Annotated in this window: 1 protein-coding gene (only partly in view); it reads right to left on the bottom strand. The window is 73.7% G+C overall.

Annotation, left to right across the window (positions count from 1 at the left end; all coding sequences use genetic code 11):
* Positions 1–12,635, bottom strand: the 5' portion of a protein-coding gene (locus OG710_RS24350) for a non-ribosomal peptide synthetase (protein WP_330241204.1). It extends 922 nt beyond the left edge of the window; only the first 12,635 of its 13,557 coding nucleotides appear in the window; it begins with the start codon at positions 12,633–12,635; its stop codon lies off the left edge, out of view.

Raw genomic sequence — 12,635 nt, 5'->3', positions numbered from 1 at the left:
CCGTACAGGTTGTGCAGTTCGGTTCCCGGCCACAGCCGGTGGACGTCGGCGGCCAGCGTGTCGGACAGGGCCTCGCCGCTGCACAGCACCCGGCGCAGTCCGGTGCAGCCGGCGGCGGCCGGATCGGCGAGGAACGCGCGCAGCATGGACGGCACGAAGTGGACCGTGGTGATCCGTTCCCGCTGGATCAGCTCGGCCAGATAGGCGGGGTCGCGGTGGCCTCCGGGGCGGGCGAGGACCAGCCGTGCCCCGTTGATCAGCGGCCAGAAGAACTCCCACACCGATACGTCGAACCCGTACGGCGTCTTCTGCAGGACCCGCTCGTCGGCGCCCAGCCGGTAGGTGTCCTGCATCCACAGCAGCCGGTTGACGACCGACCGGTGTTCCACCATGACCCCCTTGGGGGTGCCGGTGGAGCCGGAGGTGTGGATGACGTAGGCGAGGTTGCCGGGGCCGGCGGCCGCGCGGACGAAGGTGTCGGGTTCCGGGCCCGGCCGGCGGATGTCGAGAACGGGTACGCCCGGAAAGGAGACGCCCTCCCGGTCGGTGAGGACGGCGGCGGGGGCGCCGTCGCGGACGAGGAAGGCCAGCCGTTCGGCGGGGTTGTCCGGCTCCAGGGGAAGGTAGGCGGCGCCGGCCTTGAGGACGCCCAGCAGGGCGACCACCAGGGATGCCGAGCGCTCGGCGTGAACCCCCACCCGGTCGTCGGGGCGCACGCCTGCGGCGAGGAGCCGGGCGGCCAACCCCTCCGCGCGGGCGTCGAGTTCGGCGTAGGTGAGCTGTTCGGTGCCCTCGGTCACGGCCACCGCGTCGGGTGTTCTGCGCACCTGCGCCTCGACCAGTTCGTGGAGACACAGGTCGGGGTAGGCGGCCGTGGGCCCGGCCCAGCGGTGGAGTACGTCGGCCCGTTCGGCCTCGGGCAGCACATCCAGCTCCGCCAGGGGCGTGTCGGGCCGCTCCTCCAGTGCCTGGGTGAGGACGCGGGCGGCGTGGGCCACGAGGGCGGCGATCCGGGCGGGTTCGGCGGGCCCGGCCGCCTGCACGGTGAGGTGGAACTCCTCGTCGAGGTCGTCGACGGCCAGCATGAGCGGGTAGTTGGTGCGCTCCTCGGCGTGCTCCCAGTGGATGCCCTGCCAGCCGTCGTCGGGTGTACGGGGCGCGCCGTGCCGGTAGTTGAGCAGCGCCGTGAACAGGGGGGTGGGTGCCTGTACGCCGCTCACGCGCTGGGCCAGGGCGAGCGGGGCGTGTTCGTGGCCCAGCAGGGCGGCGAGCCCTGCCTGGCAGTCGAGCAGGGCGGTGCGGGCACTGCGCTCGTCCACCCGTACCCGCAGGGGCAGGGTGTTGATGGTCGGGCCGACGGCCCGGTCCGCGCCGCCCAGCCGCCCGGACAGGACGGTCCCGAACACCACGTCCGGCCGGCCGGCGGCTCTGGCCAGGACCTGTGCCCAGGCCAGGTGGAAGACGGCGGCGGGGGTGACGCCGAGTGCGCGTGCCCGTGCGCGCAGCACGGCGGCGAGATCCGGGTCGAGGGCCGTGGTGTGCTCGGCGACCTCGCGGCCGTCTCCGTCCACGGCGGTGAGCCCGAACGGCGTGGTCGGCTCGGTGACGTCCCCGAGCATGTCCCCGAAGAACGCCTCCGCGCCGGCGACGTCGAATTCCTCGCGGGCCCGGCGGACGAAAGCTCCGAAGGGCACCGGGTCGGGCAGCGCGGCCTCCTCCCCGCGCAGGAAGGTCCGGATCTCGTCGAACAGCACCCTGAAGGTGGTGTTGTCGTCCATGAGGTGGTGGCTGACCATCAGGAGCACCCACCGCTGGTCCGCCGTGCCCGGCTCGGCGGCCGCGTACATGCGCAGCATGGGGGCGCGGCGCACGTCGATACGGTGATGGCGCGGGTCGTACCTGCGGCGCAGCTGCTCCAGGGCCGGCCCCCGGTCCGGATCGACGGTCACCTCCGTGACGGGCAGGGGCGCTTCGCGCCACACCACCTGCATCGGTTCGGGAAGGTCCTCCCACATGACGGAGGTGCGCAGGATGTCGTGGCGGGCCGCGACCGCGCGGAAGGCCGCCAGATAGCGGTCGAGCAGGTCCCTGCTGTCGAAGGACAGGCCCACGGTGAGCAGGTAGGGGTCGCCCTCCTCGGTGAGGAGGTGGTGGAAGAGGACGCCTTCCTGCATGGGGGCGAGCGGGTAGACGTCCTGGACGTTCGGCGCGCCGCCGGGCACGGCCGCCTCGATCGCCTCACGGGCCCGGCGAGGCAGGGTGTCCAGGGGGGCGTCCGGCCGCTGCTCCCGAGGGGTTTCGGCGACGGTGACCTGTGCGGCCAGGGCCGCCAGGTCGGGTGCGGTGAAGACGGCGCCCACGTCCACGTGGAGGCCGCGCAGCCGCATCCGTTCCAGCATCGTCACGGCCAGCAGGGAGTGTCCGCCCAGGGTGAAGAAGTTGTCGGTCCGGCCGACACCGCCGTCGCGGCCCAGCAGTTCCGCCCAGATCTCCGCGAGGGCGGCCTCCACCGGGCCCTCCGGTTCGGTGTCCGCGCCTGCGGCGAAGGCGCTCGGGTCGGGGTCGGGCAGGGCGGCGAGGTCGGTCTTGCCGTTCGGGGTGAGCGGCAGGGCGTCCAGGCGCAGCAGGGCGGTGGGGACGAGGTGTTCGGGAAGCGTCCCGGCCAGCGCGGCGCGCGGATCGGGGGTGCCGTCCGCCGCGGAGTAGTACGCGGTCAGGTGGCGCTCGCCCGCCGCGTCCTCGCGGACGGCGACGGCGGCCTCGCGGATGCCGGGCAGGGCCAGGAGGTGGGCCCGGATCTCGCCGGGTTCGACCCGGAAGCCGCGCAGTTTGATCTGGTCGTCGGCGCGCCCGAGATACTCCAGGGTGCCGTCGGGCAGCATCCGGCCCAGGTCCCCGGTGGCGTACAGGCGGCCCCGGTGCGTGTCGTGGAAGCGCTCGGCGGTCAGGTCGGGGCGGCCGAGGTAGCCGCGTGCCAGCTGGGCCCCGCCGATGTGGAACTGCCCTGTCACGCCGGGGGGTACGGGCCGGCCCCGCTCGTCGAGGACGTACAGGGACGTGCCCGGTGCCGGGCGGCCGATGGGCACCGGGCGGCCGGGCACGGTCCCGGTGACCTCGTGCAGCACACAGCCGACGACCGCTTCGGTCGGCCCGTACTCGTTGAAGATCCGTGCGTCGGGGGCGAGCCGGCGCCACAGTTCGACGGTGGCGGCGGGCAGGGCCTCGCCGCCCACCACGAGCGTGTCCACGTGCACGGGGCCGCCGTCGGCCCGCGCCAGTCGGCCCAGGGCGTCCAGGTGCGCGGGCGTGATCTTCAGCAGCCCTCGGGCCGCCGGGTCCCTGATGAGTTCGCGCAGCCCGTCCACCTCGGCGCCCTCGGGTACGAAGCGGACCGGTCCGCCGCACACCAGGGGCAAGAGCAGGCTGGTGACGGTGGCGTCGAAGGACAGGGAGGAGGAGACCGCCGCGCCGTTGACCGGGCGGTAGACGTCCGCGGCCCAGCGCAGGTAGCCGGTGAGCGCGCGGTGTGCGACGGCGACGCCCTTGGGGGTGCCCGTGGAGCCCGAGGTGTGGAGCACATAGGCCAGGTCGTCCGGGCTGGCGGTGGTGGGTGGCGCGTCTTCCGGTTCGGTGCCGCGGTCGAGTCCGACCACCGGAACGGCGGTGGTGGGCAGGGTGTCGCTCCCGTCGTCCAGGACCGCCGCCGGCGCGGTGTCGCGCAGCAGGAGTTCCAGGCGTGCCGCCGGATATCCGGGGTCCAGCGGGACGTACGCGGCCGATGCCTTGAGTACGCCGAGGAGTCCGGCGAGCGCGGCCGGGCCGCGGCGGGCGTGGAGTCCGACCAGGTCGCCCCGGCCGACACCGAGGGCGCGGAGCCGGTGCGCGATCTGGTTGGCCCAGGCGTCGAGGGCGGCGTAGTCGAGACCGGCGCAGTCGAGACCGGCGCAGTCGAGGGCGGCGGGGGCGTGCGGGGTCCGTCGTGCCTGGGCCTCGATCAGCAGATGCGCGAGCGCGGGCTCGCCGGGTCCGGGGCTCGTTTCGGGGCCGGAGTCCTTTTCGGGGCCGGTGCCGAGCGCCAGTACCCGCTTCTCCTCGTCGGCCGTGAGCAGCGGCAGGGAGTCCAGGGTGGCGTGGTCGTCCGCGACGAGAGCGGTGAGCAGGGTCTGCCAGTGGCCGAGGTAGCGGCGGACGGTGTCGGGGTCGTAGAGCGCGGTGGCGAACTCGACGCCCCCGCCGACCCGGTCGCCGTTCCGCGTCAGCTTGAGCGAGAAGTCGAACTGGGAGGTGAGGTGCGGGGCCGGGGGCAGGGGCTCGGTGCGCAGGCCCGGCAGTCCGGGTGGCGTTCCCCCTTCGTCGTCGACGCTCTGGAAGACGAACTCCACCTGGATGAGCGGGCCGTGGGACAGGCTGCGGGCGGGGCGGACGAGTTCCACGATGCGTTCGAAGGGCACGTCCTGGTGCGCCTGGGCGGCGAGGACCCTCTCCTTGACCTGGGCGAGCCAGTCGGTGACCGTCTGGCTCCCGGCCGCGTCGAGCCTGATCGGCAGGGTGTTGACGAAGAAGCCGATGAGGTCCTCGGCCTCACGCTGCCCGCGATGGGCGGCCGGGGAGCCGATCACCACGTCCCGGTGGCCGCTGAGCCCCGCCACCGCCGCCGCCCAGCCGGCCAGCAGGGTCATGTAAAGGGTGGTCCCGTGACGGCGACTCAGTTCGTCCAGCCGTGCGGTGAGTTCGGGGTCGAGCGCGCACTCCACCACGGCGCCCGAGTGGTCCTGTCGGGCCGGTCGGGGGCGGTCGGTGGGCAGCTCCAGGAGTTCCGGGGCCCCGTGCAGGTGCCGCTGCCAGTACGTGTCGGAGTCGGCGAGTGCCCCGGTGGCCGCCAGTTCGTGCTGCCAGGCCGCGTAGTCGCCGTACTGGACGGGCAGCGGTGGCAGCGGGTCGGTGTCGCCCCGGCTGAACGCCCCGTACAGCGTGGCCAGTTCGCTGAGCAGGAGGCGCAGCGACCAGCCGTCGGAGATGATGTGGTGCATCGTGATGAGCAGGGCGTGGTCCCGCTCGGCGAGACGGACGAGCCGGCCCCGGACGAGCGGTCCGGAGGCCAGGTCGAAGGGAGCGAGCGCCTCCTCGGCCGCGACGGCCGGGAGTTCCGCTGCGGACGCCTCCTGTTCGGTGAGGGGGAATCCGGCTGCCGGACGGACCCGCTGTACGGGTTCGCCGTCCACGTGGTCGAAGACGGTCCGCAGGATCTCGTGCCGGTCGACGATACGGTCCAGGGCGCGGCGCAGTGCGGTGGTGTCGAGGGCTCCGGTCAGGCGCAGCCCGAACGGGATGTGGTAGGCGCGGCCGGCTCCCTCCACGGCGGACAGGAACCAGAGTCTGCGCTGGGCGAAGGAGACCGGGCTGCCGTCCCCGCGCGGTACCGGCCGTATGGCCGGTCGGCGGGCGGGCAGGGCGACGGAGGCGGTCGCGGCGAAGCCGGCGAGGGTGGGCGCGTCGAAGAGGTCGGACAGTGCCACCTCCACGCCCAGGTCGGAGCGGAGCCGGCTCAGGATGCGTACGGCCAGCAGGGAGTGTCCGCCCAGCGCGAAGAAGTCGTCGTGGCGGCCGACGCGTTCCTGGCCCAGTACCTCCGACCAGACGGCCGCGAGCTGTTCCTCCAGGCCGGGTTCGGGCGCCTCGTGGGCGTGGCGGGCGTAGGCGTCCGGATGGACGGCGGGCAGTGCGGCGCGGTCGATTTTGCCGTTCGGGGTGAGGGGCAGCGCGGGCAGGTGTACGTACGCCGAGGGCACCTGGTGGTCGGGGAGGTGGGCGGCGAGGTGGTCGCGCAGGGCGGCTGCGGGGACCGGGGCGTCGGCCACGTAGTAGGCGATCAGTTCCTTGTCGCCGGTGCCGTTGTCGCGGGCGAGGACGGCACCGTCACGGATGCCGGGTACTTGTGCGAGCAGGGTCTCGGTCTCGCCGGGTTCCACGCGGAAGCCGCGGATCTTGATCTGTGCGTCGGTGCGGCCCAGGAACTCGATGGTGCCGTCGGCGAGACGCCGGCCGCGGTCGCCGGTGCGGTAGCAGCGGTGTCCGTTCAGGGTGACGAACTTCTCGGCGGTGAGGTCGGGGCGGTCGAGATAGCCGAGGCAGACTCCGTCGCCGCCGATGACGATCTCTCCGGGCACCCCGGCCGGGACGGGTCGGAGCCGGGAGTCCAGGATGTGGGCCGTCGTCCGTTCGATGGGGCGGCCGAGGGGCACCCGGCGGGCGTCGGCCGGGACGTCCTGGACGATGTGGGCCAGGGCGAATGTGGTGGTTTCGGTCGGGCCGTAGACGTGCACGAACCGGCCGGGCCGTTGGGTGGTGAGGAACGCCCGGAGCCTGGCCGGGTCCATCACGTCCCCGCCGACCAGGAGGCAGCGGAGCCGGGCCAGCGCCCGCGCGGCCTCCGCGCCGTACTCGGCGTGGCGCTGGAAGAGGCTGGTGGTGAGGAAGAGCACGGTGATGCCGTGCCGGTCCAGGGTGCGGGCGAGGCGCGGCGGGTCGAGCAGGTCTTCCCGGTCCACCACGACGATCCGGCCACCGGTCAGCAGCGGGGCCCAGACCTCCACGGTGGCGGCGTCGAAGGCCGGGGTGGCCGCGAAGGCCGTACGGTCGTCCGGGCCGAACTCCGCGTAGCCGCCGGGGAGGGCGAGGCGGATGATGCCGGAGTGCGGGGCGATCACACCCTTGGGCGTGCCGGTGGAGCCGGAGGTGTACATGATGTACGCCGCGCCGGGCACGGGCGGCGTGTCCGGGGCGCCGGTGGCGGTCCAGCCGTCCTCGGTGACCAGCAGTTTCGCCCCGCTGTCCGCGACCATGAAGTCACGGCGGGCCTGCGGATGCGCGGGGTCCCCCGGCACGAACACCGCGCCCACGCGCAGCACGGCGAGCTGGAGGGCGACCAGTTCCGCCGAGCGGGGCAGGACGAGTGCGACCCGGTCCCCCGGACCGATCCCGTGGGCGCGCAGGGCTTCGGCATGCCGGGAGGCCAGTTCGCCCAGGTCCGCGTAGCTGAGTACGCGGTCGCCGTGCACCAGGGCGGTGGCGTCGGGCGTGCGGGCGATCCACGCGTCCACGAGCCGGTCCACGCGTCGGGTGTCGGCGGGATGCGGGAGGGTCGCGCCCTCGGTCTCGATCTCGGCGGCGTCCGGTCCGAGGAGGGGCAGCGCCGCGAGTTCGGTGTGCGCGTCCTGTCCGGTCATGGCGTCGAGCAGGGTGAGCCAGCAGTCGGTGAAGCGGCGCACGGTGGCCGCGTCGAACAGGGCGGTGGCGTACTCGGCCGCACCCCTGATCCGGCCGTCGGCGGTCTCGGTGAGGGCGAGGGTGAGGTCGAAGCGGGAGGTGGTGTGGCGGGGTGCGGGTCCGGGGCGTACCTGGACGCCGGGCAGGATGAGGGGTTCCTCGGGTTCGTGCTGCCAGGTGAAGCCGGTCTGGAACAGCGGGTGCCGGTCGGCGGAGCGGGCGGGCCCGACCGCGTCCACGATCCGGTCGAAGGGCAGGTCCTGATGGGTCTGGGCCGCGACGACACGGTCGCGTACGTGGTTCAGCCAGTCGCCGAGGGTGGGGGTGGTGGAGGTGTCCAGCCGCAGCGGGAGCATGTTGACGAAGAAGCCGATGAGGTCTTCGGTGCGGGCGTCGTCACGGCCGGCGACGGGTGTGCCGATGACGACCTCGGTCTGCCCGGACAGCCGGGTCAGGGTGGCGGCCCAGGAGGCCAGCAGGGTGGTGAACGGGGTGACGCCGTGGCGTGCGCTGAACTCCCGTACGCGTGCCGCCAGTCGGGGGGCGAGGGTGAGATCGACGAGGCCGCCGGCGTAGTCGGGTCGCGCGGGTCGCGACCGGTCGGTGGGCAGGTCGCACAGGGCGGGTGCCCCGGCGAGGGCGGTGCGCCAGTAGCGTGCCTGGGCGGCGTGTCCGGCTCCGGCGAGCCGCTCCTGCTGCCAGTGTGCGTAGTCGGTGTACTGGACGGGCGGCAGCGGCAGCGGGTCGGGTTCGCCCCGGCTGAACGCGGTGTAGAGGGCGCCGAGTTCGCGGACGAGGATACGCAGGGACAGACCGTCCGCGACGATGTGGTGCAGCACCAGCACGAGCGTGTGGGAGTCGTCGCCGTCCTGGACGAGGCTGCCCCGGATCAGCGGTCCTGTCGCCAGGTCGAAGGGGTCGTCCACGCTCTCCGGCGCGGTCCAGGTGAAGCCGGCGCCGCCGATCCGTGCGACGGGTGTGCCGTCGTCGTCCTGGAATGTGGTGCGCAGGGCCGTGTGCCGTTCCAGGATGCGGTCGAGGGCCCGGCGCAGGGCGGGCGCGTCGAGCGGGCCGTCGAGCCGTGCCGACCAGCGGATGTGGTAGGCGTGGCCGCCGGACTCCCAGCCGCTCAGCAGCCACAGTCGGCGTTGTGCGGCCGAGACGACGGGTGCGGTGCCCGGGGGCGCCGGTTCGAGCGGCGGCAGCGTGACCGGCGGGGCGGCGGCGACGGACCGAGCGAAGGCGGCGAGGGTCGGTGCCGCGAAGACGGCGCCGAGCGGGACCTCCACACCGAGCGCCTCGCGCAGCCGGGCCACCACGCGGACGCCGACCAGGGAGTGGCCGCCGAGGGCGAAGAACCCGTCCCGGCGGCCGACGCGTTCGACGCCCAGAAGATCGCTCCAGACGGCGGCGACGTGCTCCTCGATCTCGCCGCGCGGGGCGGTGTAGGCGCTGCGGGCGTGGGCGGAGGCGTCGGGTTCGGGCAGGGCGGCACGGTCGAGCTTGCCGTTGGGGGTCAGGGGCAGTTCGGGGACGGCCACGTAGGCGGCGGGCACCATGTGTTCGGGCAGGGCCGCGGCGGCGTGGGCGCGCAGGGTGTCGGGGGTTTCGGCCGATACGACGTAGGCGAGGAGCCGTTCGCCGTCGGCGACGACGGCCGCCTGCCGGACGCCGGGGTGCGCGGTGAGGCGTCTCTCGATCTCCGCGGGCTCCACCCGGAAGCCGCGGACCTTGACCTGGAAGTCGTCGCGGCCGAGGAAGTCCAGGTTGCCGTCGGGGAGCCGGCGGCCGATGTCACCGGTGCGGTACATGAGGTCGTAGGCGCGTTCGGCGGCGCCGACACGGCCGCGTACGCCGCTGAAGCTGTACAGCTCGTAGCGCTGGACGCCGTCGCTGCTGGCGACGATGTAGGGCAGGGTGCGCAGGGTGATGCCGGTGGCGCCCAGCGCCCGTAGCTCCGCGATCAGGGCGAGCCGGTCCTCGGCGGCGTCACGGCCGGGGGCGATCCGGTGCGCGTCATCGGTGTAGACGAGGGGGTCGCTGACCTCGCCGTCGTCGAGGGGGACGACCGGCAGGATCGTCTGCAGGGCGAACCGGCCGCCCGGCCGCAGGACGGCCATCATGTTGGCGAGCAGATGGCGGGGGTGGTGTGTGCGGTCGAGGACCATGGTGGAGAGGGCGAAGTCGAGCGACCCCTCGGCTATGCCGAACTCCTCGGCCATCCGGGCGGGTTCGACGTCGGCCTGGGCGTGACGGGCGTCGAGGCCGTCGCGGCGCAGTGCCTGGACGAAGAAGGGGCTGAGGTCGATGCCGACCGCCTTGGCGCCGGCGGCGGCCAGCGTGCGCAGGACCTCCCCGTTGCCGCAGCCGAGTTCCACGCCGGTGAGTCCGCCGAGGTCGCCGAGCAGGGTGCGCAGCACGTGCTCGTCCAGTCCGGCGGCCTGGTACGCGGCGTTCTCCCCTTCGAGGAAGTAGCGGCAGAAGCCCGCGTGCGCGGCCCGGTCGTCGGCGTTGCGGTCGAGGAAGCGGCGGGTGGTATCGAGCAGATCATCGTCCAGGCCGCGGACGCGGTCGAGGATTTCTGCGGGCGCCAGTACGGGGTGGGTGGTGGTGACCGGGCGGGCGCCCTCGTGGCGGGCGGCGAACCGCTCGATCGCGGCGAGGGCGGACTCCAGGCGCAGCGGCCCCCGGTCGTCGACGGCCTTCCGCAGGGCGAACGGGTTGGGCACGAACCGGCCGGCGGTGTCGGCCGGCCGGCCCAGATAGCCGCGTGCGATGCCGCTGCCGCTGAGGTGGATGTGTCCCGCGACTCCGATGGGCTGGATGTTTCCGGCGCGGTCCAGCACATATGTGTGGGTGTTGTGGACGGCTGTGCCGATGGGCATGCGTTCGTGGGCGGTGACGGCTCCGGGCTCGGCCTCCCACAGGTGGGAGTAGACCGTGTACTCGGTGGGGCCGTAGCCGTTCATGAAGCGCACGTGGGCGGACCAGTGTGCGGCGAGTTCCTTGGTGCACGCCTCGCCCACCGAGACCACGATGAGGTCGCGGCCGCCGGTGAGCCGGGACGCGTCGACCTGACGCAGCAGCGAGGGTACGGACACGACGACGTTGATCCGGTGCCGGTTGAGGGCGGCCACCAGGCGGGTGGGTTCGATGTCCGCGGGGTCGAGCATGACGAGGGTGCCGCCGTTGAGGAGGGCCATCACCGTCTCGCCGACCGCGCCGTCGAAGCTGTAGGAGAAGAGTTGCGCGATGCGTCGTGGCCGGTCGAGGCCGAAGGCGGAGCGCTGCCAGGTGGCGAGGTTGACCATGCCGCGATGGGTGACCATCACGCCCTTGGGGTCGCCGGTGGAGCCGGAGGTGTAGATGACGTAGGCGGTGTCGTCGGGCTCGGAGGCGACGGACGGGCGCGGGGCGGTGGCGCCACCGGGGGCGGGGTCGTCGGCTGTCGCCGTGGCACCGGCTCCGGGGGCGGTGTCGATGGTCGCCGCCGTGACATCGATGGTGGTGCGGCCGTCGAGGAGGGCGCATGGCGTGGGCCCGGTGAGTACGGCCACCGGCGCGCTGTCGGCCAGCATGTACGCGAGCCGATGCTCCGGATAGCCCGGGTCCAGCGGTACGTAGGCGCCGCCGGACTTGAGGACGGCGAGGACGGACACGACCATGTCCGGGCCGCGTTCCAGGAAGATGGCCACCCGGTCGCCCGGACCCACGCCCGCCGCGCGCAGCCTTTGCGCCAACCGCGCGGCTCGTGCGTCGAGTTGGGCGTACGTCAGCTCCGTGTCCTGGTGGACGAGGGCGATGGCTTCGGGGGTGGCGGTGGCGTGGGCCTCGAAGACGTGATGGGCGCAGGTTTCCGGGAGGGGGGCGGCGGTGGCGTTGAAGTCGTCGAGGATCTGGGCCTGTTCGGCGGGCGTGGTCAGCGCCAGCGCGTCGAGGCGGACGCCGTCCCCGTCGGCCATTCCCCGGAGCAGGGTGTGCCAGTGCCCCGCATACCGTTCCACGGTGTCATGGTCGAACAGGGCCTTGGCGTACTCGATGCCGCCCTCGATGCGGTCCCCGGCGTCGGACAGCTTCAGCATCAGGTCGAACTTGGCGGACACGCTCGGGTCCGGGGGCAGGGCGACGGGCGCCAGGCCCGGTACGTCGAGGGTCCGCTCTCGGGCGTCCTGCCAGGCGAAGAACATCTGGAACAGCGGGCTGTGCGCCAGGCTCCGCGCCGGGTGCACGAGGTCCACGACCCGTTCGAAGGGCAGGTCCTGGTGCGCCAGTGCGGCGGTGGTGGCCTCCTTCACCCGGCGCAGCCACTCCGCCACGGTGGGCGTCCCCGAGGTGTCCAGGCGCAGGGCGAGGGTGTTGACGAAGAGCCCGACCACGTCGTCGGTGCCGGCCTGGGCGCGGTTGGCGGTGGGGGTGCCGACGACGACCTCGTCCTCACCGGAGATCCGGGCGAGTACGGCGGCCCAGGCGGCGAGCAGGGTGACGAAGAGGGTGGTGTCGTGGCGCCGGGCGAGGTCTCTGAGGCGCGCGGCGAGGTCGGGCTCCAGTCGGCAGGGGACGGTGCCGCCGGCGTGGTCCTGGCGGTCGGGGCGCGGGCGGTCGGTGGGGACCTCGCACAGGGCGGGCGCCCCCGTAAGTCGTTCGCGCCAGAACTCCTCCTGTTTCCGGAGGCGTTCACCCGTGAGCCGGCGGCGCTGCCACACCGCGTAGTCGCCGTACTGGAGGGGCGGCGGGGGCAGCGGATCGGGCTCGCCCTTGCGGAACGCCCCGTACAGGGCGCCGAGTTCGCGCAGGAGCAGGTCCAGCGACCAGCCGTCCGAGATGATGTGATGCATCGTCAGGATCAGCGTCCCGGAGGAGCCGTCCCGGCCTTCGGCCCCGTCACGTCCCCCGGCACCGCCCTGGACCAGCACCCCGCGGATCAGCGGCCCCCTGTCCAGCCGGAAGCGGTGGGAGCGGGCCCGGCCCAGAGCCGCCGGCAGGTCGCCGGAAGCGTCCACCTCCAGTTCCAGGGTTCCGGACTCGGCGATGTGCTGCACCGGTTCGCCGTCCGGCGTCTCGCGGAACGTGGTGCGCAGCGCTTCGTGGCGGGCCACCAGGGCGTCCAGGGCGCGGCGCAGGGCGGGCAGGTCGGCCTCGCCCCGCAGGCGTACGGCGGAGGACACCTGGTAGGCGGCCGCGCCTTCCTCGTCGAGCCGGCACAGGAACCACATGCGTTCCTGGGCGGCCGAGAGCGGCACCGGCCCGGTGCCCTCGCGCGGCCCGAGCGGGGCCGGGCCCGCGGTCCTGGCAACCCCGGCGGCCCGGGCCCGTCGCAGGAGGCGGGCCCGCTCCTCCGCGGTGAGGGCAGCAAGGTGTGACTGATCCAT

The sequence above is a fragment of the Streptomyces sp. NBC_00525 genome (assembly GCF_036346595.1).
Classification (GTDB): domain Bacteria; phylum Actinomycetota; class Actinomycetes; order Streptomycetales; family Streptomycetaceae; genus Streptomyces.
This window is presented reverse-complemented; position numbering and strand designations above follow the sequence as displayed.